The 25,642-nt window shown below is 66.3% G+C and carries 17 protein-coding genes and 2 pseudogenes; 10 read left to right on the forward strand and 9 right to left on the reverse strand.

From position 1 onward, the window contains the following. Positions 1–4 precede the first annotated feature (4 nt). The 4 genes from WS75_RS13255 to WS75_RS13270 all read left to right on the forward strand — a co-directional run bounded on the left by WS75_RS13255 (position 5) and on the right by WS75_RS13270 (position 4,480). Positions 5–1,270 carry an MFS transporter gene (locus tag WS75_RS13255; RefSeq protein ID WP_059680856.1) on the forward strand — a complete coding sequence of 422 codons (1,266 nt, stop codon included), beginning with the start codon at positions 5–7 and terminating at the stop codon, positions 1,268–1,270. A gap of 98 nt (positions 1,271–1,368) precedes the next feature. Continuing rightward, positions 1,369–3,105 (forward strand): site-specific integrase, encoded by a 1,737-nt coding sequence (locus WS75_RS13260; protein WP_059680857.1) that lies wholly within the window; start codon positions 1,369–1,371, stop codon positions 3,103–3,105. A gap of 78 nt (positions 3,106–3,183) precedes the next feature. Further along, a complete protein-coding gene (locus WS75_RS13265) occupies positions 3,184–3,507 on the forward strand; it encodes a TfoX/Sxy family protein (protein WP_059680858.1) in 324 nt (107 codons plus the stop codon). Positions 3,508–3,568: 61 nt separating this feature from the next. Next, positions 3,569–4,480, forward strand: a complete 912-nt coding sequence (locus tag WS75_RS13270) for a hypothetical protein (RefSeq protein ID WP_059680859.1) — start codon at positions 3,569–3,571, stop codon at positions 4,478–4,480. Positions 4,481–4,511: 31 nt separating this feature from the next. Here the strand turns inward: WS75_RS13270 and WS75_RS13275 are convergent. Continuing rightward, positions 4,512–5,417: pseudogene (locus WS75_RS13275) on the reverse strand (branched-chain amino acid ABC transporter substrate-binding protein); the annotation flags it as partial. A 639-nt stretch (positions 5,418–6,056) separates the two neighbouring features. Here WS75_RS13275 and WS75_RS13280 point away from each other — a divergent pair. Beyond that, a complete protein-coding gene (locus WS75_RS13280; protein WP_059680860.1) occupies positions 6,057–7,481 on the forward strand; it encodes an aminotransferase-like domain-containing protein in 1,425 nt (474 codons plus the stop codon). A gap of 124 nt (positions 7,482–7,605) precedes the next feature. On the opposite strand, the gene WS75_RS13285 is transcribed toward WS75_RS13280, so the two are convergent. Further along, positions 7,606–8,223, reverse strand: coding sequence for a LysE family translocator (locus WS75_RS13285; RefSeq protein WP_059680861.1), 618 nt, complete (start codon positions 8,221–8,223; stop codon positions 7,606–7,608). Between the two features lie 67 nt (positions 8,224–8,290). Between WS75_RS13285 and WS75_RS13290 the strand changes: the two genes are divergently transcribed. Continuing rightward, complete coding sequence (locus WS75_RS13290) at positions 8,291–9,214, forward strand: LysR family transcriptional regulator (RefSeq protein WP_059680862.1); 924 nt, start codon at positions 8,291–8,293, stop codon at positions 9,212–9,214. A gap of 122 nt (positions 9,215–9,336) precedes the next feature. Here the strand turns inward: WS75_RS13290 and acnB are convergent, their stop codons facing one another. Both acnB and WS75_RS34540 read right to left on the reverse strand, forming a co-directional pair. Further along, positions 9,337–11,922, reverse strand: coding sequence for a bifunctional aconitate hydratase 2/2-methylisocitrate dehydratase (acnB, locus tag WS75_RS13295; protein WP_059680863.1), 2,586 nt, complete (start codon positions 11,920–11,922; stop codon positions 9,337–9,339). Between the two features lie 609 nt (positions 11,923–12,531). Continuing rightward, positions 12,532–12,728, reverse strand: a pseudogene (locus WS75_RS34540) (formate dehydrogenase accessory sulfurtransferase FdhD); the annotation flags it as partial. A 407-nt stretch (positions 12,729–13,135) separates the two neighbouring features. On the opposite strand from WS75_RS34540, the gene WS75_RS13300 reads away from it, so the two are divergent. From WS75_RS13300 to WS75_RS13315, 4 genes are all read left to right on the forward strand, one after another. Then, positions 13,136–14,536 (forward strand): cytochrome ubiquinol oxidase subunit I, encoded by a 1,401-nt coding sequence (locus WS75_RS13300; protein WP_059605895.1) that lies wholly within the window; start codon positions 13,136–13,138, stop codon positions 14,534–14,536. A 3-nt stretch (positions 14,537–14,539) separates the two neighbouring features. After that, positions 14,540–15,547, forward strand: coding sequence for a cytochrome d ubiquinol oxidase subunit II (cydB, locus tag WS75_RS13305; RefSeq protein WP_059680864.1), 1,008 nt, complete (start codon positions 14,540–14,542; stop codon positions 15,545–15,547). A 180-nt stretch (positions 15,548–15,727) separates the two neighbouring features. Beyond that, positions 15,728–16,648 carry a bestrophin family protein gene (locus tag WS75_RS13310; RefSeq protein WP_059680865.1) on the forward strand — a complete coding sequence of 307 codons (921 nt, stop codon included), beginning with the start codon at positions 15,728–15,730 and terminating at the stop codon, positions 16,646–16,648. A 233-nt stretch (positions 16,649–16,881) separates the two neighbouring features. Next, positions 16,882–17,295: a VOC family protein gene (locus WS75_RS13315; protein WP_059680866.1), complete on the forward strand. Its 414-nt coding sequence runs from the start codon at positions 16,882–16,884 to the stop codon at positions 17,293–17,295. 119 nt (positions 17,296–17,414) lie between these two features. Here WS75_RS13315 and trpS read toward each other — a convergent pair whose 3' ends face one another. The 5 genes from trpS to WS75_RS13335 all read right to left on the reverse strand — a co-directional run bounded on the left by trpS (position 17,415) and on the right by WS75_RS13335 (position 25,536). Beyond that, the gene (trpS, locus tag WS75_RS13320; protein ID WP_059680867.1) at positions 17,415–18,428 is read right to left on the reverse strand and encodes a tryptophan--tRNA ligase; all 1,014 of its coding nucleotides are present in this window, start codon (positions 18,426–18,428) and stop codon (positions 17,415–17,417) included. 207 nt (positions 18,429–18,635) lie between these two features. Next, positions 18,636–18,791: a hypothetical protein gene (locus WS75_RS34105; RefSeq protein WP_179948904.1), complete on the reverse strand. Its 156-nt coding sequence runs from the start codon at positions 18,789–18,791 to the stop codon at positions 18,636–18,638. A 588-nt stretch (positions 18,792–19,379) separates the two neighbouring features. After that, positions 19,380–21,659 (reverse strand): FdhF/YdeP family oxidoreductase, encoded by a 2,280-nt coding sequence (locus WS75_RS13325; protein WP_059680868.1) that lies wholly within the window; start codon positions 21,657–21,659, stop codon positions 19,380–19,382. Between the two features lie 124 nt (positions 21,660–21,783). Then, positions 21,784–24,630: an ATP-dependent Clp protease ATP-binding subunit gene (locus WS75_RS13330; protein WP_059680869.1), complete on the reverse strand. Its 2,847-nt coding sequence runs from the start codon at positions 24,628–24,630 to the stop codon at positions 21,784–21,786. Positions 24,631–25,266: 636 nt separating this feature from the next. Next, complete coding sequence (locus WS75_RS13335; RefSeq protein ID WP_059681051.1) at positions 25,267–25,536, reverse strand: hypothetical protein; 270 nt, start codon at positions 25,534–25,536, stop codon at positions 25,267–25,269. Positions 25,537–25,642: the final 106 nt, after the last annotated feature.

Raw genomic sequence — 25,642 nt, forward strand, 5'->3', positions numbered from 1 at the left:
GCGTATGGCAATTCAACAAGGTAACGCCCGCCTGGCCGCGGACACGCAGGCCGTTCCGCTGCGCGCATGGTCGGTGCTGGCCGCGAGTACGCTTGCGTTCATGGTGTGTTTCGTCGTGTGGATGATGTTCGGCGTGCTCGGGGTGCAACTGCGCACCGATCTCGGGCTGAACAGCACGGAATTCGGGCTGCTCACGTCGACGCCCGTGCTGACCGGCGCGCTGATGCGCTTGCCGCTGGGCACGTGGACCGACCGCTTCGGCGGCCGGATCGTGATGACGGTGCTGCTCGTCGTGTGCGCGATTCCCGTCTACATCGTCAGCTATGCGACGCAGCTGTGGCAGTTCCTCGTGATCGGGCTGTTCCTCGGCTGCGTCGGCGCGTCGTTCGCGGTCGGCACGCCGTACGTCGCGCGCTTTTTCCCGCCGAAGCGGCGTGGGCTTGCGATGGGCGTGTTCGGTGCGGGCACGTGCGGCGCGGCGGTCAACCTGTTCGTCACGCCGCTGCTGCTGTCCGCATATGGATGGCGCTTCGTGCCGCGCGTCTATGCAGTTGCATTGCTCGTCACGGCCGTGATCTTCTGGTTCGCGTCGGCACCCGATCCAGGGGCAGGCAAACGGGGCGGATCGATGCTCGATGCGTTCAAGGTGTTGCGCGATCCGCGCGTGTGGCGGCTCTGCCAGTACTATTCGATCACGTTCGGCGGCTTCACGGCGCTCTCGCTGTGGATCCCGCAGTACCTGAAGAGCGAATACGGGATGTCGCTCGTGATGGCGTCCGCGTTCGCAGCCGGCTTCTCGCTGCCGGGCTCCGTGCTGCGTGCGCTCGGCGGCGCGCTGTCCGACCGCTTCGGCGCGCATGCGGTCACCTGGTGGGGACTGTGGATCGCGTGGATCTGCCTGTTCCTGCTGTCGTATCCGGCGACCGACTTCGTGATTCACACGATCGACGGCACCGCGTCGCTGAACCTGTCGATGCCGGTGGCAGGCTTCGTCGCGCTGACCTTCGTGCTCGGCGCGGTGTTCGCGTTCGGGATGGCGTCAACCTTCAAGTATGTCGCCGACGATTTCCCGGACAACATGGGCGTCGTCACGGGCATCGTCGGCCTCGCGGGCGGGCTCGGCGGCTTCCTGCTGCCGATCCTGTTCGGCCTGCTGCTCGACCTGCTGCGCGTGCGCACGACCTGCTTCATGTTCTTGTACGGGATCGTGTGGGTGTCGCTGATCCTGATCTATCTGTCCGAGGTGCGGCGCACACCTGTGACGGGCTGAGCGTTGCTGCGCGATGCCGGTAGCCTGCGGCAGCGCGCACGCATCTTGCAGCACGCCAGGCGTTTTCGAGCGTCCGCAGTTCTGTCAAACTGGCGCCCATGACACCGCGCCTCGCCTTATCGCCTTCCTCTGATTCCACCCCTGCGCCCGCGGGCTTTCCCGACGCGGACGAACTGGCCGCGCTGCGCGCGTGGTACGCGGGCATGACCGTGCGGCAGGCCGTCGAGCGCTACCTGCCCGATCGGCTCGGCGAAGGGCGCTCGGCGCGCGGCGTGATCGGCGGGATTCGTCGCCGTCTCGTGCGTGTCGCGCGGCAGGCAGGGCGGCCCGATCTCGCGGAGCAACTGGGTCATGCCGACAGCGCGCGCAGTCAGATGGCGAAGGCCGCGACCGATGCGATCGACCTGCTGCGCCATGCGCGAACGCCGGTGCCGCAGATCAGCGACGACGTTGGTTTGTGGCTGCCCGCACGCGCAGTCGTCGCGCTGCGCGCACACGGGATCGCGACGCTGGCCGACCTGACCGTGCGGATTCCGCGGCGGCGCCAGTGGTGGCGCGCAATAACGGGGCTTGGCGTGGCGAGCGCGCGCCACATCGAGGCGTTCTTTTCCGCGCATCCCGACTTGACCGAGCGGGCGCGGGCGCTGATCGCGGCGACGCCGCGCAGTGCCATCGTGCCGTGGGAGCACCTGAAGTTGCCGCACGAGGTCGACGGGTCGGCCGGCACGTTCCGCGCGCCGCGCGCGACCAGCACGCTCGACGCGGACAACGATTACGCGGCCGTGCACGCGTGGCTGTCGCTGCACGAATCGGCCGCGACGCGCCGCGCGTACCGGAAGGAGGCCGAGCGGCTGATCCTGTGGGCGATCGTCGAGCGCGGGCGCGCGCTGTCGTCGCTGACCACCGAGGATGCGGTTGCGTATCGCGCATTCCTGCGCAACCCGACGCCGCACGAACGCTGGATCGGCCCGGTGCGGCCGCGCGGCGCGCCGGACTGGCGGCCGTTTTCGGGCGGATTGTCCGCGCGTTCGGCCGCGTACACGCTATCGGTCCTCGGCGCGCTGTTCCGCTGGCTGATCGAGCAGCGCTATCTGCTCGCGAATCCGTTCGCGGGCGTCAAGGTGCGCGATACGCGCGGGGCGAATGCGCTGGACACGTCGCATGCGTTCACCGAAGGCGAGTGGCTGCTCGTGCGCACGATCGCGGACGGGCTCGAGTTTCGCAAGGGCAAGCCGTCCGGCGCACCGCAGTCCGGCTGGACGCCGGCCGCCGCGCAAAGGCTGCGCTTCATCCTCGATTTCGGCTATGCGACCGGGCTGCGCGCGAGCGAACTGGTCGGCGCGACGCTTGGCGACATCGAAACGGACGCGCACGGCGACGCGTGGCTGAAGGTGATCGGCAAGGGCAGCAAGGCCGCGCGTGTCGCGCTGCCGCCGCTCGCGCGCACGGCGCTCGATCGTTATCTGGTCGCGCGGCGGCTGCCGGTGACGCCGGTGCGCTGGCGGCCCGATACGCCGCTGATTCCGAGCCTCGCGGAAGACGGGGCGGCCGGAATTTCGAGCGTGCGGCTGTGGAAGGTGATGCAGCGTTTCTTCGCGCAGACGGCCGCGCTCGTCGATGACGACAACCCGTCGCTCGCGCAGAAGCTGCGCCAGGCGAGCCCGCACTGGATGCGTCATACGCATGCGACGCATGCGCTCGCGCGCGGCGCGGAGCTGACGACGGTGCGGGACAACCTGCGGCATGCGTCGATCTCGACGACGTCGATCTATCTGCACGGTGACGATGTGAAGCGGGCACGGCAGATGTCGAGTGCGTTTTCGGCTGACAAATGAGCCGGGCGCGCGCGATCTGAACGGAACGACACCGCGTCGGTGACGGTCAGAAGGGTTATTCAGCAACGGAGCGGATGGATGGCATCGAGTCAGGGAACCGTCGATTTCGTCGTCGAGCAGATGGCTGCAGCGGGTACCGTGTCGGCGCGCAAGATGTTCGGCGAGTACGGCATCTACTGCGACGGCAAGATGGTCGCGCTGGTGTGCGACGACCGGTTGTTCGTCAAGCCGACGCCTGAAGGGCGTGCGTTTCTCGGCACCTGCGACGAAGCGCCACCGTATCCGACGGCGAAGCCGCATCTCCTCATCGGGGGCGAGCGCTGGGACGACCGCGAATGGCTGTCGACGCTGATCCGGATCACTGCTGCGCAACTGCCGGTGCCGGTGAAGCGGGGTCGATAGCGGTCGGCGTATTCTGTGAACCATGTGCGCGACCGCCGCGCCCCCCTGCTGGAGCACAAGAATGGAGACATCCGAACATCCGCAAGCACCGCGATATGCGCGCCGCGCATGGCACGCGCTCGTCGCAGCCCTGTGCCTCGGCTGGTGCGCGCTGTCGTTCGGCGCTGCCGGCGCGGCGGCGCTGCTCGACCGTTACCACAGCCTCGGTGCGCAACTGAAGGACAATGCGTTTCACCGGCCGCTGTACCTCGAATCGTTGGAGGCGTCGTCGTCGCTGAAGGGCGACATCTATGCGGTCGTCGACTATCCGTTTGCCGTCGTGAACGGCAAGCTCAACGATCCCGCGCAGGGCCCCGCGAACTGGTGCGCGGTGCTGATCCTGCACCTGAACACGAAGTACTGTCACGCGTCGACCGGCAGCGACGGCCCGGTGCTCGACGTGAACCTCGGCCGCAAGATCGAGCAGAAGCTGTCTGATACCTATCGCGTGCAGTTCCGCTACCGCGTGGCCGCCGCGACGCCTGACTATTTTCAGGTCGACCTGACTGCCGACAGCGGCCCGATGGGCACGAAGGACTACCGGATCGCGCTGGAGGCCGTGCCGGTCGGCGCGTCGCGCACGTTTCTGCACCTGACGTATTCGTACGGCTTCGGCGCCGTCGGCCGCATGGCGATGAAGACCTACCTCGCGACGGTCGGCAGCGACAAGGTCGGGTTCACGGCAGCCAGCGGCGCATCGGCGACGCAGCCGCAGTACATCGGCGGCGTGCGCGGATTGCTGGAGCGCAACACGATGCGCTACTACCTCGCGATCGACACGTATCTCGCGACGCTCGACAAGCCGCTCGACCAGCGCCTTGCGCGCTGGTTCGACGAGACCGAGCAGTATCCGAAGCAACTGCACGAAGTCGAGCGTGGCGCGTACCTGCAGATGAAGGCACAGGAAGTGCAGCGGCAGCAGGCGGCGCGATGACGCCGCCCGCTGCCGGGCTGCCCGGCGCCGATCAGTTCGACGCGCCGCCGACCGTGCGGATGCTGTGCCACTGCCCCTGTTCGACGCGGAACAGCGTGTAGGGCGGCTTGATCAGGTCGCCGCGTTCGTCGAACGAGATCTTCCCCGTCACGCCCGTGACCGACACACCCGGCAGGCTCGCGACGATCTTGCCGCGGTCGACCGAATCGGCCTTGTGAACGGCCGCGATCATGGCGAGCGCCGCATCGTACGCGAACGGTGCATACAGCTCGACGTCCTGGTTGAAGCGCGCCTTGTAGCGCTGCGCGAACGCGATCGCGGACGGCAGCTTGTCGAGCGCCGGGCCCGGCTCGAGATCCTGCGTGCCTTCGCCCGCGCTGCCGGCGATCTTCAGGAACGCATTGCTTTTCAACGCGCCGGTGCCGAACAGCTGCGCGCGGATGCCGAGCGAGCGCATCTGCTTGACGAGCATCGCGCCCTGTTCGTCGAGGCCGCCGAAGAACAGCAGGTCGACGTTGTTGTTCTTCATCGTCGTCAGGATGCCGCGGAAATCGACGGCCTTGTCGTTCGTGTATTCGCGGCCGACGATGCTGCCGTGCGCGTCCTTGACGCCTTTCTCGAATGCGTCGGCAAGCCCCTGGCCGAATGCGGTGCGATCGTCGATGATGCCGATCCGCTTCGCCTTCAGCTGCTCGACCGCGAAGCGGCCGGCCACCACGCCGCCGACGCCGTCGTGCCCCATCGTGCGGAACACGTTCTTGAAGCCCTGCATCGTCAGTTGCGGATTGGTCGAGCCGGGCGTGATCATCGCGACGTTCGCCTGCTTGTAGACGGCCGACGCGGGGATGCTGCAGCCCGAGTTGTAGTGGCCGATGACGCCGACCACGCCGTCGTCGACGAGTTTCTGTGCGACCTGGATTGCGATGCGCGGATCGGCCACGGTAGCGACGATACCGCGTGCAACGGCGAAGGCTGCCCGCTCGCTCCCCGTGTCGGGCAGACCGATGTCGATGCCCGCGCCGGGCGCATGGGAACCGCCGCAGCGCGCAGCGCGACCGGGCAGCGTCCGCATTTCGTCCCGAACCCTTCATCGTCGGCTCGCCGCCGCCCGTGCGGCACGCCCCATCGTTCTGGTGTCATTTTCATGGCGGTGCAGCTCGGGCCGCCTCGACCTTTTCCCGTCAGGCCGGTCGGGCATGACCAGCCAGCGCCGACGGCGCTGCGCGTCACGTCGTATTGCGCTCCGGTCGCCGCTCCCCGCACCAGATTCGTAAGACGTACAGTTCACGCTGAAGTCGCGAATTCGCGCCGAACTGTACTCTTCTGTGCGTATCCGATGTGTGTACCCCGCACCAACTGTTCTGCTCTTAAGATTCCATCATCAAGTGCACAGTGCCGCAGACCCAGGCATCACGGGCCTTCCGGCGCATCTTCAACAGCGAGCCACTGCGATGGAAAAGGCAAAATCCGAGGGAGCAATCAGGCATCACGACAGCCTGGTCGGCAGGCAGCACATGCACGGAACGGGTGTGCACGAGGCGGCGGCGCGCATGCGCTGGGCGGCGGGGAGCACGCGATGAAGCTCTACGAAAAACTCGCGGATGACATTGAACGCCTGATCCGACAGAGCGTGTACCGGCACGGCGACCGGATTCCGTCGGTGCGGCAGGCGAGCCAGCAGCACCGGATCAGCATCACGACCGTGCTGCACGCGTATCTGCTGCTCGAAAGCCGCGGGCTGCTGGAAAGCCGCCCGCAGTCGGGCTACTTCGTGAACCTGCGCCGCAACGGCAACCATGCGCCGGTGCGCGAGCTGCGGCCGTCGAAGCCGATCGCGATTTCGTCGTCGGTCGACATGAGCCGGCTCGTGCTGTCGACGTTGCGCTCGATCGGCACCGACGACGCCGTGCCGCTCGGTTCGCCGTATCCGGATCCGAGCCTCTTTCCGTTCGAGAAGCTGAACCGCTATGCGTATGCGGCCGGCCGGGACAAGTCGCTGTGGGGCGTGACCGACGGGCTGCCGCCCGGCCACCCGCGCCTGATACGGCAGATCGCACGGCGCTACCCGGAAAACGGCATGTCGGTCGATCCGAACGAGATCATCGTGACGGTCGGCGCGACGGAGGCGATCAATCTGTGCCTGCAGGCGGTCGCGAAACCGGGTGACACGATCGCGGTGGAGTCGCCGACGTTCTACGCGATGCTGCATGCGATCGAGCGGATGGGGATGAAGGCGATCGAGGTCGCGACGCATCCGGAATACGGGATCGATATCGGCGCGCTGGCGGCGATCGTAAAGTCGCAGCCGATCGCCGCGTGCATGGTGATGCCGAATTTCCAGAATCCGCTGGGCTTCCAGATGCCCGACGAGCGCAAGCGCGAACTGGTGGAATTCGCGACCCGCGTCGACTTGCCGATCATCGAGAGCGGTGTGTATAACGAACTGTATTTCGGCGAGTCGCATCCGAGCACGCTGAAGTCCTACGACCGCAACGGGATCGTGCTGCATTGCGCATCGTTTTCGAAGAGCCTGACGGCGGCTTACCGGATCGGCTGGGCGTTGCCGGGCAGGTATCGCGATCAGGTCGAGAAGCTGAAGTTCCTGAACACGCTGGCCACGCCGTCGCTGCCGCAGCTCGCGATCGCCGAGTTTCTCGAACGCGACAGCTACGAGCATCACCTGCGCCGCTTGCGCAAGGCGTATGCGCAGCAGGCGAACCTGATGCGCGCGATGGTGTCGCGATTCTTCCCTGAAGGCACGCGCATCTCCAGCCCGGCCGGCGGCTACGTGCTGTGGGTCGAGTTGCCGGTGCAGGTCGACGCGATGCGGCTGTATCAGCTCGCGCTGGAGCAGGGAATCACGATCGGCCCCGGCTACATGTTCTCGATCACCGACAACTACCGGAACTTCATCCGGCTGAACTACAGCAGCCCATGGTCGCCGGAGATCGAGCAGGCGGTGATTACGGTCGGGAAGCTCGCGGCCGCGTGCGTGCGATGAAGCGAAGGCCGGTGCGCGTCGCACGCATCGGCGCGGACGGCGGAGCGCGGCGATCGGCCGGCCCTCGCGCGCAGAAACCCGGACACGCGCGCGAGATGTGTCGATCCGGTCGATCGCGTGATGCTCAGCGACTGCCGCGCGCAACGGCCAGCAAGATCCCGAAGCCGACGAGCAGAACGCCAAATGTGCGGTCGATCCAGTGACGTAAGGACAACAAACGATCGCGGACGGCTGCGGCGGAGAAGCAGACGGCCACCAGGCTGAACCAGCCCGCATGCGCCAGCGCGATGAACAGGCCGTAGCCGATCTGCACGATCAATGGCGTGTCGGGGCGAACGGCCTGCATGAACAGGCTGACGATGAACACGGTGGTTTTCGGATTCAGCGCATTGGTAAGGAAACCGGTGCGCAGCGCCGCCAGATCGGACAGCGGCGCGGCAGCCGTCGCGGGCTGTCCGCGCGCAGGCCTGGTGGTGAGCATCTTCGCGCCGAGGTAGATCAGGTAGATCGCGCCGACGAGCTTGACGGTATTGAAGAGCCACAAGGATTGACGAATCAGCAGGCCTACGCCGAGCAGCGTATAGCTCACGTGTACCGTCACGCCCAGCCCGATCCCCCATGCGGTGAGCAAGCCCGACCGGCGCGACAGCATCAGGCTGTTGCGCGTGACCATCGCGAAATCGGGCCCCGGGCTGATGACCGCGAGCAAAGTGATGGTGACTACGACTATCCATTCGGTCATTGCATCGTCCTTTTGATTTTCACCGTGATGCGCCAATATTAGGGATCACGGTTCACCAGGAAAAGCGATGATTTCTGACCAAGATGGTGAGTTGGAGTCACAGAATGTCCGCGCCAGTCTGCCGTCGCTGATGGCGCTGCGCTGCTTCGAGGCGGCGGCGCGCCATGAGCATTTCAGCCGCGCCGCCGATGAACTGCACGTGACGCACGGCGCCGTCAGTCGCGCGGTGCGCCTGCTCGAAGACGATCTGGGTGTGGCGTTGTTCGAGCGGCGCAGTCGCCGTGTGTTCCTGACCGATGCGGGCCGCAAGCTGGCGCAGGCCGTCCATGAAGGTCTGCATCTGATCAGGCAGACCGCGCATGAATTGCGGACCGAGGCGGCCCGTGCGCAGCGTTCGGTGCTGTCGTGCGAACCCACGCTGCTGATGCGCTGGCTGATCCCGCGCTGGCCGAACTTCCAGGCAATGTACCCGGGCGTCGACATCCACCTCGCCGCGGCGGGTGGCCCGTTCTCGTTCGACCACGGCATCGACATGGCGATCCGCCGCAACGACTTTGCGTGGCCCGACGATTATCACGCGGAGAAACTGTTTGCAGAAAGGGTGGGGCCGGTGTGCCGGCCCGACAAGGTGGACATGTGGTTTTCCGGCAGCCGGGACGGTCGCGCGCTGAAGCGCGGCGCGCCGCGGCTGCATGCTCGGACACGGCCGGACGCGTGGAAGGAATGGGCGGCGGCCGCGCATCGACCGCCGGGCAGCGGGCGCGGGCAAGTGTTCGACCATTTCTATTTCAGCCTTCAGGCGGCCGTCGCGGGGCTGGGTGTCGCAATCGGTCCGTGGCATCTCGTTCGCGATGACCTCGAAAGCGGCGTGCTGGTCGCGCCGATGGGTTTCGTCGAGGACGGCTCGCACTATTGTCTGCTGACGCCGGCGCCCGTGAAGGACGGAAGCGCGCAGTGGGCGCTGCGCGACTGGCTGAGGACGATGGTCTGACGCGTGAGCCGCATCGATGCGCGATGCCGGCAGCACAAAAAAATGGCGCCGCAGGCATTCAGCCCGTGGCGCCATTTCGTGTCGCCACGACGGGCATAGCCCGCCGTAGCGCGACCGCGTGCTTAGATCTGCACGGTGTCGGCGACTTCCTTGAAGTCTTCGATCTGGTCGAAGTTCATGTACTGGTAGATCTTGTCGCCGTTCGCGGTGAGCACGCCCATGTCGGCCATGTACTCTTCCTTGGTCGGGATCTTGCCCAGACGCGAGCAGATTGCCGCCAGTTCCGCCGAGCCGAGGTACACGTTCGTGTTCTTGCCCAGACGGTTCGGGAAGTTGCGGGTCGACGTCGACATCACCGTCGCGCCTTCGCGCACCTGCGCCTGGTTGCCCATGCACAGCGAGCAGCCCGGCATTTCGGTGCGGGCGCCGGCCGTGCCGAACACGCCGTAATGACCTTCTTCCGTCAGTTGCTTCTGGTCCATCTTGGTCGGCGGCGCGACCCACAGCTTGACCGGGATGTCGCGCTTGCCTTCCAGCAGCTTCGATGCGGCACGGAAGTGACCGATGTTGGTCATGCACGAACCGATGAACACTTCGTCGATCTTCGCACCGGCGACGTCGGACAGCGTCTTCACGTCGTCCGGATCGTTCGGGCACGCAACGATCGGTTCATGGATGTCGGCCAGGTCGATCTCGATGACGGCCGCGTATTCGGCGTCGGCATCCGGCGACAGCAGTTGCGGGTCGGCCAGCCACTGCTCCATCGCCACGATACGGCGCTGCAGGCTGCGCGGATCCTGATAGCCCTGCGCGATCATCCACTTCAGCAGCGTGATGTTGCTGTTGAGGTACTCGATGATCGGTTCCTTGTTCAGGTGCACCGTGCAACCGGCGGCCGAACGCTCGGCCGATGCGTCCGACAGTTCGAACGCTTGCTCGACCTTCAGATCGGGCAGGCCTTCGATTTCGAGGATGCGGCCCGAGAAGATGTTCTTCTTGCCTTGCTTGGCGACCGTCAGCATGCCCTGCTTGATCGCGTACAGCGGAATCGCGTTGACGAGGTCGCGCAGCGTGACACCGGGCTGCATCTTGCCCTTGAAGCGGACCAGCACCGATTCCGGCATGTCCAGCGGCATCGTGCCGGTGGCGGCCGCGAACGCGACCAGGCCCGAGCCTGCCGGGAAGCTGATGCCGATCGGGAAGCGCGTGTGCGAGTCGCCGCCGGTGCCGACGGTGTCGGGCAGCAGCATGCGGTTCAGCCACGAGTGGATCACGCCGTCGCCCGGGCGCAGCGCGATACCGCCACGGGTGCTGATGAAGTTCGGCAGCGTCTGGTGCGTCTTCACGTCGACCGGCTTCGGATAAGCGGCGGTGTGGCAGAACGACTGCATCACGAGGTCGGCCGAGAAGCCGAGGCAGGCCAGATCCTTCAGTTCGTCGCGGGTCATCGGGCCGGTGGTGTCCTGCGAGCCGACCGAGGTCATCTTCGGTTCGCAGTACGTGCCCGGGCGCACGCCCTGGCCTTCCGGCAGACCGCATGCGCGGCCGACCATCTTCTGCGCGAGCGAGAAGCCCTTGCCGCTGTCGGCCGGCTGGTGCGGCAGGCGGAACAGCGTCGACGGTGCGAGGCCGAGCGCTTCACGCGCTTTCGCGGTCAGGCCGCGGCCGATGATCAGCGGAATGCGGCCGCCGGCGCGCACTTCGTCGAACAGCACGTCGGACTTGACCTGGAATTCGGCGATCACTTTGCCGTCTTTCAGCGCCTTGCCTTCGTACGGGCGCAGTTCGACCACGTCGCCCATGTTCATCTGCGACACGTCGAGCTCGATCGGCAGTGCGCCGGCGTCTTCCATCGTGTTGTAGAAGATCGGGGCGATCTTGCCGCCGAGGCACACGCCGCCGAAACGCTTGTTCGGGACGAACGGGATGTCCTGGCCGGTGAACCACAGCACCGAGTTGGTGGCCGACTTGCGCGAGGAGCCGGTGCCGACCACGTCGCCCACGTAGGCGACCAGATGCCCCTTTTCCTTTAGCGATTCGATGAACTTGACCGGGCCGCGCTTGCCGTCTTCTTCCGGCGTGATGCCGGGGCGCGCGTTCTTCAGCATCGCCAGCGCGTGCATCGGGATGTCCGGGCGGGTGGTGGCGTCCGGGGCCGGCGACAGGTCGTCGGTGTTGGTTTCGCCCGTGACCTTGAACACGGTGATGGTCAGGCTTTCCGGCACTTCCGGACGGCTCGTGAACCATTCGGCGTCGGCCCAGCTCTGCAGCACGTCCTTCGCGTGCGCGTTGCCCTTGTCGGCGAGTTCCTTCACGTCATGGAACTGGTCGAACATCAGCAGGGTTTTCTTCAGTGCGTCGGCAGCGACGGCCGCGACTGCCTCATCGGACAGCAGCTCGATCAGCGGCTGGATGTTGTAGCCGCCCAGCATCGTGCCGAGCAGTTCGGTCGCGCGCTCGCGCGAGATCAGCGGGCAGGCCGTCTCGCCCTTCGCGACGGCGGCCAGGAAGCCGGCCTTCACGCGCGCGGCTTCGTCGACGCCGGCGGGGACGCGGTGGGTGATCAGGTCGAGCAGCGTCTGCTCTTCGCCTGCGGGCGGGTTCGCCAGCAGTTCCACCAGTTCGGCGGTTTGCTGAGCCGTCAGCGGCAGGGGAGGAATACCGAGCGCGGCGCGGGCGGCCACGTGAGCACGAAAGTTTTCAAGCATGGGGGGACCTGCTGAGATTGCGTTTCAGGGGAAGGGCTTTCCAGGCACGCCGAGGCTGCTGTTCCGGACACTGCTTCACTGCTTGGACGGGATTCTAATCGCAATATGGTCAGGCGTCAAATGTCTTATGTCTTATATAAGAGTTGACCGTGGCGCATCGGGAAACGAGTGCTGTCGCGGCGAAGCTTGCGGAAGAATTCGGCGGATTGGGTAGCGGCGTGGTGCAGAGCGTGACCGCGGATCGGGGCGCTATGGGGCGTACGCAGGTCGCAGATGAGGCATTCGTTCGACCGGCGCGATTTCAGTATGTGGAAAATCCAGCGGTGAACCGGTCGAGGTCGGTCGCCCCGGTTTTTCGGGCTATGTCGAGGAGGCGCGATATCGGCGCCGCGCGCGCCGTCCGCATAGGCAGAACGCCAATCGAAACAGACGAGGAGTTACGAGCATGCGAAAAACAAGGCGACTGAAAGCAGAAACGCCGAAATCTTGCGCGAGGAAGCGTCAGGATCGCAGCGGATGACGAGCGCGCCGCTGGCGTCGATGGTGCGCGGCGCACGCGCTCGTCGCTCGCGCGGCTCGACAGGAACACGAAGCCCGCGCTCAGATCGGCGCGAAGCCGATGCAGAACGCGTCGAGGTCGATCGGCGTCGCCATCATCGCCGTGTGCGCGATGCCGTTGAACACGAGTGCAACCGGCGTTTCGCCGACGACGCGATCGACGGTGCCTGGTGTTTCGCCGACGCGATGAAGCGTAACGGATACGCGCGGCTCCCGGCCGGATCGTCGGGGCGGCCGCTGCGCTCCATGCTGTTTTCTCCTGGGCGATCGCTCGGCGTGTGCGCCGAGCGATGGGCGCGAATCATGCTGGGGCGGTGCGCGGTGTCGCGCCGGCTCGCCACCGGCAGGCTGCGAGCCGATGGCACGGGCGTTCGGCCGTGCCGCGGATGCACGGCGTCGCAGTGCGGAAAGCAGCACAGCTGAGGGCCTCGCGGCCCCGCAACGGGTTTTCCGTGCACACATCTTCGGCCCCGGGCAAAGCACAGTTTCAGCGCACGTTCGCGCGATTGCGAGTATTGTCGCAAACGCGATATCGTCATTCACGCTTCGTTGCCGTGCCCCGCGATCCGTCCATGTGTGCACGTGCCGTCGCGAAGCCGTCGCGCGACTTCCTGCTTCGATCTGACGTCCTCACAACCACGAGCACATTACGGTCATGGAAATCTTCGATGCGTTCCATCTCGCCCGATTGCAATTCGCGTTCACGGTGTCGTTCCATATCGTGTTTCCAGCAATCAGCATCGGCATGGCGAGCTTCCTCGCGGTGCTGGAATGGCGCTATCTCGTCACCGGCGATGCCGCCTACAAATCCATGTTCCAGTTCTGGTCGAAGATATTCGCGATCGGCTTCGGGATGGGCGTCGTCTCCGGCGTCGTGATGGCGTACGAGTTCGGCACGAACTGGGCGGGCTTCTCGCGCGTCGCCGGCAACATCACGGGCCCGCTGCTCACGTATGAAGTGCTGACGGCGTTCTTCCTCGAAGCCGGCTTCCTCGGCGTGATGCTGTTCGGCTGGCAGCGCGTGAGCCCGCGCGCGCATTTCTTCGCGACGCTGATGGTCGCGGTCGGCACGCTGATCTCGACGTTCTGGATCCTGGCATCGAACAGCTTCATGCAGACGCCGCAGGGCTACAAGATCGAGAACGGTCTCGTCGTGCCGGTCGACTGGTTCAAGGTCGTGTTCAATCCGTCGTTCCCGTACCGTCTCGTGCACATGACGATCGCGGCGTTCATCGTCGCGGGCTTCATCGTCGCCGCGTGCGGCGCGTGGCACCTGCTGAAGGGGCGCCGCGACGAGCCCGTGAAGCGCAGCTTCTCGATGGCGCTGTGGATGCTGCTGCTGCTCGCGCCGATCCAGATCGTCGCCGGCGACGCGCACGGGTTGAACACGCGCGAATACCAGCCGGCGAAGATTGCGGCGATCGAAGGGCTGTGGGAAACCGAGAAGGGCGGCACCGCGCTGAACCTCGTCGGGTTGCCCGACATGCAGGCCGAAACCACGCGCTATTCGATCCAGGTGCCGCACCTCGGCAGCCTGATCCTCACGCACAGCTGGGATGGCGAAATCCGCGGGCTGAAGGAATTCCCGCCGCAGGACCGCCCGTATTCGCCAATCGTGTTCTGGACGTTCCGGATCATGGCGGGCCTCGGGATGCTGATGCTGCTGACCGCGCTGCTCGGGCTGCTGCTGAGAAAGGGCGGGCGCCTGTATGAGACGCGCTGGTTCCAGTGGTTCGTGGTGGGCATGGGGCCGTCGGGTATCGTCGCGCTGCTGGCCGGCTGGATCACGACCGAGGTCGGGCGGCAGCCGTGGACCGTATACGGCGTGCTGCGCACCGTCGATTCGGTCGCGCCGCTCAGCGCGCAGCAGGTCGGCGTGTCGCTGCTGATCTTCGTGGTCGTGTATTTCCTGGTGTTCGGAACGGGCATCTACTACATGATGAAACTGATGAAGCGCGGGCCGGCCGCCGAGGCCGGATACATCGAGCTGCACCGGCATCCGGGGCTGCGCAAGAGCGCGCTGTCCACGCCGCTGAACGTCACCGAAGCGGAGTAAGCCATGCACATCGATCTTCCTGTCGTGTGGGCCGCGATCATCGGCCTCGGCGTGTTCATCTACGTGATGCTCGACGGCTTCGACCTCGGCATCGGCCTGCTGTTTCCGTTCTTCGACGCGAAGGCCGAACGCGAAGTCATGCTGAATACCGTCGCGCCGGTATGGGACGGCAACGAGACCTTTCTCGTGCTCGGCGGCGCGGGCCTGTACGGCGCGTTCCCGGTCGTCTACTCGACGCTGCTGCCCGCGAATTACCTGCCGCTGGTGTTGATGGTGGTCGGGCTGATCTTCCGCGGCGCGGCGTTCGAGCTGCGCGCAAAGGCGACCCGCACGCAACACATGTGGGATCTCGCATTCATCGGCGGCTCCGCGCTCGCGGCGTTCTGCCAGGGGATCGTGCTCGGTTCGCTGCTGCAGGGCATCAAGATCGAGAACAACCAGTTCACGGGCGGCCCGTTCGACTGGCTGTCGCCGTTCAGCCTGTTCTGCGGGATCGGCGTGCTCGTCACCTATGCGACGCTCGGCTGCGGCTGGCTGATCCTGAAAGTCGACGGCGAGCTGCAGCGCAAGATGCGCATGCTGATGAAGCCGCTCACGGGCGTGCTGCTCGCGGTGATGGGCGTTGTCAGCCTGTGGACCGTGATCGGGCTGCCGGCCGTCGCGCATCGCTGGTTCGGCAGCGGCAACCTCGGCTGGTTCCTGCCGGTGCCGATCCTCGTCGTCGCGTGCGTGTGGGGCATCTTCCACACGGTGAAGCGCGAGCACGAGGCGACACCGTTCCTGCTGACGCTCGCGCTCGTGTTCCTCGGCTACACCGGGCTCGTGATCAGCATCTGGCCGAACATCGTGCCGCCGTCGCTGACGATCTGGGATGCGTCGTCCAGCCATTCGAGCCAGCTGTTCGCGCTCGTCGGCACGGTGATCGTGCTGCCGGTCATCCTCGTGTACAACGCGATGCAGTACTACGTGTTTCGCGGCAAGGTGCGCGAGGGCGACGCCGGCTATCACTGACTGACCGGCGCGCCCCGGTGACGGGGCAGCGCGTGCGCGGGCGTATCATCATGCGCAAGCGCGGTGAATCGCGTCACGCGGCCCGGTATCGACCGGACAGCGGCCCGCCACGCGCGGGCCGTTGCACATCGGGCGGCGGTGATTCGCATTGCGCATTTCATCGACAGTCTAGATAACACCATGATCGTCAGACCACGACAAAACTGGCTCAGGATGCTGTTCATATGGAACGGCTCCGTGCTGCAATCGATCATTCCGCAACTCGTGTTCATGGCGATCGTCAGCACGCTGGCGGTCTTCACGAACGGGCGCATCTTCGGCGAGAAGATTCCGCTGAACACCGCACCGTTCACGCTGTTCGGGCTGGCACTCGCGATCTTCCTCGCGTTTCGCAACAACGCGAGCTTCGACCGCTTCAAGGAGGCGCGGCTTTTGTGGGGCAACCTGCTGATCGCGGCGCGCACCGTCACGTCGCAGCTGCGGCGCTATCTGCCCGACAGCGTCGGCGACGCGGAGCGCAACCGGCTCGCCGATCTGCTGATCGCGTTCACGTATGCGTTGAAGCATCAGCTGCGTCATACCGATCCGGCGCAGGACCTGCAGCGCATCCTCGGCGTCGAGCGCGCCGCCACGTTCGCGCACAAGTGCTACCAGCCCGTCGCGATTCTCGATGAACTGCGCGGCGGAATCGTCCGCGCGCTGGGCCGCGCGCCAGGCAGCGAAGCAACGTGCTGGATGTTCGATGCGCAACTGGCCGAGTTGGGCAAGACGGTGGGCGGCTGCGAGCGGATCCTGACGACACCGATCCCGTTTTCGTACAGCGTGCTGCTGCATCGCACCGTCTATGCCTATTGCGTGCTGCTGCCGTTCGGCCTCGTCGATTCGACGGAATTCTTTACGCCGCTGATTTGCGTATTCATCTCGTACACGCTGATCGCGCTCGAAGCGATCGCAAACGAGGTAGCGGAGCCGTTCGGCCTCGCACCGAACGCGCTTGCGCTCGATGCGATGGCCCGCACGATCGAGCGGTCGGTGCTCGAGCTGGGCGATCGCGCGATGCCGGAGGAGTTCGTGCCGGCGTCGACGTATCAGATCACATGAGCGGCACCGCGACGCGCGCAGCGGCACGCACGATCGGAAGCGCGTCACATGCGCATCTACGTGATGCGCATCTTCGTCGACGATCTCGAGGCGGTCGATCATTTCCCGGGGCGTCATGATGGCGTGAGGTGGCGTGTGCGTTGAGACGGGGAAACGATCGCGCCTACGCGACATCGGCGGAGTGGACCAAGGAAGTGTGTGTAGACTCGTGCTCGTTCAATGGAGCCAACATCATGCAACTTCTTGACCACGTGTCCATCGGCGTTCCGGATATCGACCGGGCACGCCCTTTCTACGACGGTGTCATGGCCGCGCTGGGCGCGATCAAGGTTTATGACCGCGGCACCGCGCTCGGTTACGGCGAACGTTGCAATGCCAACGACACCGCATCGACCTACCTGGCGATTTATCTGGATCCCGCCGAAGTCGGAACGAGCAAGCGACACTGGTGCTTCAAGGCGGCTTCCCGCGAGCAGGTGCGTGCATTTTTCGAGGCAGGGCTGTCCGCGGGCGGGCGGCCCGACGGCGACCCGGGCCTGAGGCCGCACTATCACGCCGACTACTATGCGGCCTTTGTCGTCGATCCGGCCGGCAACCGGATCGAGGCCGTGTGCCACGTTGCGCCATCGGCGCACGAGCGGCCGTGACGGCATGTGCCGACGACTGATTGCCAACGGCACGGCGTTGTGCCGTTGGGTAGCCGACGAGCGCGGCGCCGGCACGCCGCCGCGCCTCGCCGCCCGGTCGCGTTTGCTGCGCGCGCGGCTCAATCGAAGTACGTCAGCCCCATCGCGCCTTTCACCTCGGCCAGCGTCGCGCCGGCCACCTCGCGCGCGTGCATCGTGCCGCGCTTCAGGATCGCCATCACCTCCGCCTTGTCCGCCTCGAATTCGCGACGACGCGCACGGATCGGCTCGATCAGCGCCTGCAGCCGCTCGTTCAGCACGCGCTTGACGACGCTGTCGCCGAGTCCGCCACGACGATAGTGCGCCTTCAGTTCGTCGACTTTCTGCACATCGGGCTCGAACGCGTCGAGGAACGTGAACACGACGTTGCCTTCGACCTGGCCGGGATCGCTCACGCGCAGGTGGTTCGGGTCCGTGTACATGTCCTTCACGGCCTGCGCGATCTCGTCGGGCGTCGCGCCGAGCGTGATCGCGTTGCCGAGCGACTTGCTCATCTTCGCCTTGCCGTCGATGCCCGGCAGCCGCGTGACCGCCGACAGCACGGCCTCGCATTCCACCAGCACGGGCTTGTCGACCGTCGCGTTGAAGCGGCGCACGAGTTCGTTGGTCTGCTCGATCATCGGCAGCTGGTCGTCGCCGACCGGCACGTGCGTCGCCTTGAACGCGGTGATGTCGGCCGCCTGGCTGACGGGGTAGGTCAGGAAGCCGGCCGGGATGTCACGCTCGAAGCCGCGCAGGCGGATTTCTTCCTTGATGGTCGGATTGCGCTCGAGGCGCGCGACCGTCACGAGGTTGAGCAGGTATTGCGACAGCTCGGCGAGCTCGGGCACCTGCGACTGGACGACGATCGTCGAGATCGCCGGATCGATGCCGACGGCCAGGTAGTCGAGCGCGACCTCGATCACGTTCTCGGTGACGCGCTGGCGGCGGCCCATGTTGTCGGTCAGCGCCTGCGTGTCGGCGAGCAGCAGGAACTGCGTCGCCTCGTGCTGCATCTGCACGCGCGCGCGCAGCGAGCCGATGTAATGGCCGAGATGCAGCGGGCCGGTCGTGCGGTCGCCGGTGAGGATGGTCGGTCGGGTCGGGTGCGTCATGTGTGGATTGGCTCCGGGTTATCGAAGCCACCAGCCATGACGTGAGCGCAGAAACGACGATGCCGCCATGGCTGGCGGCATCACGTTCGGGACATGCAAAAGGAAACGGGCCGCCTGGGTCAGGCGCGCCACCAGCGATGCACGTTCGGCGAGGCAGGTTTGGTTTGCATTGCGCGAGTATAGCGTAGTGCGGGGATGGGCGTTGCGTCAGCGCAGGACCGACTCCATCGCGAGGTAGGCGGTTTCTGCCGACGGCCACAGCAGGTACAGCAGGCCGGCCATCAGCAGCAGCGCGCCGGCGCGTGCCAGCGGCGTGCGGTCCATGTCGCTCAGGGTGCGGATGTGCTGCTTCAGTTTCTTCATGCTTGCAGGCGCAACGTGCGCCACTCCAACGGTTGCTGCAACGGGTCGCGTGGGGCGACGCCGGGGTGTCGCGGGCTTCAACGGGGGCTGGGTGCGGCTGGGGCACCGTGTCGTCTGGGCGGGCGGCCGGGCTGGCCGGTCGCGGGCATAAAAAGGGACGGTTGAACGTCGTTTGGCTGCCGTCCACGCCCAGGCGACGGGCATCCTACCAGTTCGGCGGTGTGGACAAGGTCAAGAATTGTCGGGACAGGGGCCGCAGGGGCAGCGTCGAGTCGTTGGGACGCCACCAGCCCGGGCTGTCGTCGTCCAGATCCAGCGATGCGATCTTTCCTACCCGACGATCGCAAGGTATTCGTCAGTAGATTGCTTCAAGGACCGGGCTGCCACGGCAGACGGGCGCGCAGCTGCCGTCGTCGTCGGTGCGGCAAGCGGGTCGTTCGACGCGATGAAAGGAAGCGGCCGCCGCATCGGATGCGAAGCGGCGGCCGGGAGAAGGTGAGGAGGGGCGGCCGGGAGAAGGTGAGGAGGGGCGGCGGGCAGGTTCAGGTTCGTGGCGTGCCGTACGTCGCGAACCTGCCCACCCGCGGATCACACGACCGCGGAGCGGGAGACCCGCACCGGCACCGACTTGTACGACGGCGTGCCGCTTTCCTTGTCGATGTAGTCGAGCGGCACGAGCACGTTCGCTTCCGGGTAATACGCGCCGACCGACCCCGGCGCGATGTCGTACTCGATCGCGGTGATCTGCTCGAGGCGCAACGTGCGGCCGGATGCGGTGATCGTCTCGATGTCGACGAGGTCGCCGTGTTCGAGCCCGTACTTCGCGAGATCGGTCGCGTTCATGAACAGCACGTCGCGCCGCCCGAACACGCCGCGATAGCGGTCGTCGAGCCCGTAGATCGTCGTGTTGTACTGGTCGTGGCTGCGCAGCGTGATGAGCCGCAGCACCTGCTCGGCGCCGAGCACGTCGGCGTCTTCCTTCACGCCCTTGTAGACCGAAAACATCGCCTTGCCGGTCGGCGTCGGCCACACGCGCTCGGTGGGCGGCAGCGGCAGGCGGAAGCCGCCCGGCACGCGGATCCGCTCGTTGAACGCCTCGAAGCCGGGCACCGTCTTGTCGATCAGGTCGCGGATGCGGTCGTAGTCGGCGATCAGATCGAGCCACGCGACCTTGCTGTTCGGCAGCGTCGCGTGCGCGATCCCCGCGACGATCGCGGGCTCCGAGCGCAATTGGTCGGACGCCGGCTTGAGCTTGCCGGCCGACGCATGGACCATCGACATCGAATCCTCGACGGTGATCGACTGCCGGCCGCTCGCCTGCATGTCGAGCTCGGTGCGGCCGAGCACGGGCAGGATGTAGGTTTCCTTTGCCACCAGCAGATGCGAGCGGTTCAGCTTCGTGCCGAGATGCACGCTCAGATCGAGCTTCGCCATCGCGGGGAACGACAGCTCGGGGTCGGGTAGCGCGACCGCGAAGTTGCCGCCGAGGCACAGCAGCGCCTTGGCCTGGCCGTCGATCATCGCCTGCATCGCCTGCACCGCGTCGTGCCCGTGATGCGCGGGCGGCTTGAAGCCGCATACGTCCTCGATCTTTTGCAGGAACTCGGCCGACGGCTTCTCGGTGATGCCGACCGTGCGGTTGCCCTGCACGTTCGAGTGGCCGCGCAGCGGACAGATGCCCGCACCGGGCTTGCCGAAGTTGCCGCGCATCAGCAGCAGGTCGGCGATCAGGCGCACGGTCGCGGTGCCCTTGTTGTGCTGCGTGACGCCCATCCCGTACGTGACGATCGTCGCGTTCGACTTCGCATAGGCGAGCGCGACCTGCTCGAGCTGCGCCTGGCTCAGGCCGCTCGCGCGCTCGATGTCGTCCCACGACGTCGCCTGCAGGTCGGTGGAGAACGCGTCGAAGCCGTCGGTGTGCTGCGCGATGAAGTCGCGGTCGAGCACGTCGCCGCGCTCGGCCTCGAGCTGCAGCAGCGCCTTCATGATGCCTTTCAGCGCGGCCGCGTCGCCGCCCGCGTCGACCTGGTAGTACGTCGACGCGATGCGCGTCGAGCCGAACGACGCCATCTCGATCATGTCCTGCGGATCCGCGAAGCGTTCGAGCGCGCGCTCGCGCAGCGGATTGAACACGATGATCGGCACGTTGCGGCGCGAGCATTCGTGCAGCGTGCCCATCATCCGCGGGTGGTTGGTGCCGGGGTTGTGGCCGATCGAGATGATCAGCTCGCAGTGGTCGAAATCCTCCAGCGACACCGTGCCCTTGCCGATCCCGATCGACTGCGGCAGGCCGACGCTGGTCGGCTCGTGGCACATGTTCGAGCAGTCCGGGAAGTTGTTGGTGCCGAGCTCGCGCGCGAAGAGCTGATACAGGTACGCGGCTTCGTTCGACGCGCGGCCCGACGTATAGAACTCGACTTGCTCGGGCGGCAGCGCGCGCAGCACCTCGCCGATGCGCGCGAATGCGTCATCCCATTCGACCGCGCGGAACGTGTCGGTCGCGCGATCGTAGGCGAGCGGATGCGTGAGCCGGCCCATGTTCTCCAGCGCGTAGTCGGACATCCGCAGCAGCGACGATACCGTGTTCGCCGCGAAGAACTCGGGGGTTACGCGTTTGGTCGTCGCTTCCCACGTGACAGCCTTCGCGCCGTTCTCGCAGAACTGGAACGTCGACTTGTGTTCCTTGTCGGGCCATGCACAGCCGGGGCAGTCGAAACCGTCGGGCTGGTTGGTCCGCATCAGCACGATCGGCGCCTCGATGGTTTCCATCTGCGTGCGCACGGCCTCGGCAGTCGCGCGAAGCGCGCCCCAACCGCCAGCGGGCCCATCGTACTTCCTGATGCCTGGCACCTCGCGTCGATTTGTCATCTGAATCTCCATGAGCCGGACCCGCTGCGGGGTGGCTCGGGTTGCGCCGCGTCGCGGCGTGAGGCGGCTCCGTCCGGCGAACGGAGCCGGTCATGCGGGCCCGGGCTGCGGGGCAGGCGGGGTGTCAGTGCTTGTCCTTCTTCGCGCCGTGCGACTTTTTGCCGGACTGCTTTGCGGTGGGCGGCGGCAGGTCGGCGGGCGCATCGCTCGCGTTCGCGTTGTCGGATGCGCTGGCGGCCGCCTTGCCGTCTGGTTTCGCGTTGCCGTCGGCGTCCTTCTTCGCGTCCTTCGCGTCTTTCGCTTCAGGCGCGGCGAGCTTGTCGAACTTCACTTCGTCGCTGTCCTTGTCGTAGTCGACCTTGACGCGGTCGCCCGACTTCAGCCGGTCGGCGAGGATCTCCTTCGCGAGCTTGGTCTCGATGGTCTGGCGGATCTGGCGCTTCAGCTCGCGCGCGCCGAACTCCGGCTGGTAGCCGGATTCGGTCAGGTGCTCGACGAGCGCATCGCCCATCACGAGCGTGATGTCCTGCGCGGCGGCCGTGCGCACCACGCGGTCGAGCTGGATCTGCACGATCGCGCGGATGTTCTCCTTCGACAGCGCGTGGAAGACGATCACCTCGTCGATCCGGTTCAGGAACTCGGGGCGGAAATGGCCCTTCAGCACCTGCATCAGTTCGTCGCGGATCGCCTTGTCGGTCTTGCGCGCGGCTTCCGGCTGCGTCAGGTTGTCCATGATGATCGCTGCGCCGAGGTTGCTTGTCGCGATGATGATCGTGTTGCTGAAGTCGACCACGCGGCCCTTGCCGTCGGTCAGGCGGCCGTCGTCGAACACCTGCAGCAGCACGTTGTAGACGTCCGGATGTGCCTTCTCGATCTCGTCGAGCAGGATCACGCTGTACGGGCGGCGCCGCACGCGCTCGGTGAGCTGGCCGCCTTCGTCGTAGCCGACGTAGCCGGGCGGCGCGCCGATCAGCCGCGCGACCGCATGCCGTTCCATGTACTCGGACATGTCGATGCGGATGATCGCCTGCTCGTCGCCGAACACGGTCTCGGCCAGCGCCTTCGCGAGCTCGGTCTTGCCGACGCCCGTCGGCCCGAGGAACAGGAACGTCGCGATTGGCCGGTGGGTCTGGCCGAGCCCCGCGCGCGACAGCCGCACGGCGTCGCTGACGGCCACCACCGCGTCGCTCTGGCCCACCACGCGCTCGCGCAGCTGCTCTTCCATCTTCAGCAGCTTCTGGCGCTCTTCCTGCGTGAGTTCGGACACGGGGATGCCGGTCAGACGCGACACGACTTCGGCAACCGACTCGACTGTCACCTCGAGCGTTTCGGAGCCGGTCTTGCGCTGCCACGCCTCCATTTTTTCATCGAGCGTATTCTGCTTCTCGTTGATCTGTTCTTCGAACTGCTTCGCTTCGTCGAAGCGCTTGCGCGACGTCGCGTAGTCCTGCTCGCGTTTCAGTTGCGCGATCTGTGCTTCGCCCTCCTGGATGTCGACGGGGCGCGACGTCGCGCCGATCCGCACGCGTGCGGCGGCCTGGTCGATCAGGTCGATCGCCTTGTCGGGCAGGAAGCGCGACGTGATGTAGCGGTCGGCGAATTCCGCGGCCGCGACGAACGCGTCGTCGGCGAATGTCACCTGGTGGTGCGCCTCGAGGCTGTCGCGCAGCCCGCGCAGGATCACGATCGTCTGCTCGACGCTCGGCTCCGGCACGAACACCGGCTGGAAGCGCCGTTCCAGTGCCGCATCCTTCTCGATGTACTTCTGGTATTCGTTGAGCGTCGTCGCGCCGATCAGGCTCAGCTCGCCGCGCGCGAGCGCGGGCTTCAGCACGTTCGCGATGTCGAGGCCGCCTTCGCCGCCTCCCTGGCCCGCGCCGACGATCGTGTGAAGTTCGTCGATGAACAGGATCAGTTCGTTCTGCTTTGCAGTCACTTCGTCGATCAGCTGCTTCGCGCGCTCCTCGAATTCGCCGCGATACTTGGCGCCTGCCACCATCGAATTGATGTTGACCTCGACGAGCCGCTTGTTGCGCAGCACCTCGGGCACGTCCCCGTTGACGATCCGCTGCGCGAGCCCTTCGACGATCGCCGTCTTGCCGACGCCCGGCTCGCCGATCAGAACCGGGTTGTTCTTCTTGCGGCGTGCGAGCACCTCGATCGTGCTTTCGATTTCCTGCGCGCGGCCGAGCACGGGGTCGAGCTTGCCCTGGCGCGCGAGCGCGGTGAGGTCGCGGCCGAACTTGTCGAGGTTCGGCGTGCCGGTCGGCGTGTCGACGCGGCCGTCCTCTGCGCCCTTGCCGACCACCTTCACGACCTTCTGGCGCAGCGCTTCGGGCGTCACTCCGTACTTCTTCAGCAGCGTGCCGGCGATGCTGTCCGGCACCGATGCGAGCCCGATCAGCAGGTGCTCGGGGCCGATATACGAGTGGCCGAGATCGCGCGACGCCTGGAACGCGTATTGCACGGCCTTCTTCACGCGCGGCGAGATCGACAGCTTGTCGAGTGGCGCATCGGCGGCGGCCGTGCCGGTGTGCGCATGCTCGTCGATATACGACTTGATGTCCTGCGGCGACAGCTTCAGTTCCTTCAGCAGCGCGGCGCACACGTCGGTGTCCGCGAGCGCGTAGAGCAGGTGTTCGGAGTCGAGTTCGCTGCGGCGCAGTTCGTGCGCCTTTTCGGCCGCGCGCTGCAGCAGTTCGAGCGTCTGTTCGCTGAACGCGTCGGTCGGGTCGACCGATTCGCGCGGCACCTCGGCGGCGAGCGGCGCTTCGTCGTCGAGCCCGCCGAACAGCGACGACGAGCCGCCTCCGCCCAGCAGCGAATCGAACGGGTTCAGCATGCTCTGATGCCGCATCAGTTGACGGAAATGGTAGTCACAGATCGAAATCGTCTTGCGCTCGCCGTCCTGCATCACGGTTGCGCGCGCAACGGCCGGGCGGGCATGGCAGATATCGCAAAGTGAGGCCATGGCGGTCTGGCTCCTGTCGGTAAAAGTGGGTCGAAGGGGGAATTCCCGATGCGGTGCGGCGCTCGCGCGTCCCGACCGCGAACACACGACGCGCGGCGCGGTGGTGCGCGCGCTGCGCCCACGCTGTCGCGCAGTGCGCGCCGGCGTGTCACACGGTCGCGGTCGGGGCGGGAAGCGCGAGTGCTGCGAGGAGCCCACGGCATCGCTTCGACTGCGGTCAAAATAGCGAATCGGCGGGCGGCATCCAAGACACAGTTCCACACCGGACCGACCGCGAATTGCACCCTTACGTGCGCGCACGCGCGGGGGGCAAGGAGTACAGACGTGCGCGCACGCGGCGGCACGGGCGCGTGCGGCATGCGCCGCGTGCGCTGACTGGAGGCGGGGAGGAGCGGCACGCGAGCGTATCGCGGTGCGACATCGGCGCGCAGGGCGCCGGTTGCCGGAAAACGGAGGGAGATGCGGATTGACCAGCGCGGCGGACGTGCCGCATTGCGAGCGCGAGCGCCGGTGGCGTACGCGAACCGGTCATGGCGGGCCACACGCGCACCGCAGCCGATGCGTGCATGGCGGCCGAAGGAGAGGTCGGGTTGCACGGTACGGGCCGGACAGGGCGCCCACCGTGGCGAACCACGATCAGTCGGACAGTGTCATCGCGAGCCGTTGGCGAGCGATCTGCTTCACGTCCGTCGACAGCGCGGCATTCGGCAGATCATTGGCCCAGACGGAGAATGAATCCTCGATCAGGTTGCGCGTGTCGGGCGGCAACTCGGCCAGAATCAGCGACACGACGGTAAACAGCACGGCGGAGTCGCCGGCCTGGCTGCCGGCGTTCGCGTCGACCGTCTTCTTCAGATTGTCGACCGACGCTTGCAGCGCCTGCAGTGCATCATTCGTATCGCTCATGGCATGCTCCATGCAAGATGGGTCCGATCGGCGACGAACATGCGGCCGGCGCCGCGGCCGGTCGCGCGCGACGCCCGGTGGGCGGGCATCGCGCGCAGGCGACTGC

The sequence above is a fragment of the Burkholderia sp. FL-7-2-10-S1-D7 genome (assembly GCF_001524185.1).
Taxonomy (GTDB): Bacteria; Pseudomonadota; Gammaproteobacteria; order Burkholderiales; family Burkholderiaceae; genus Burkholderia; species Burkholderia diffusa.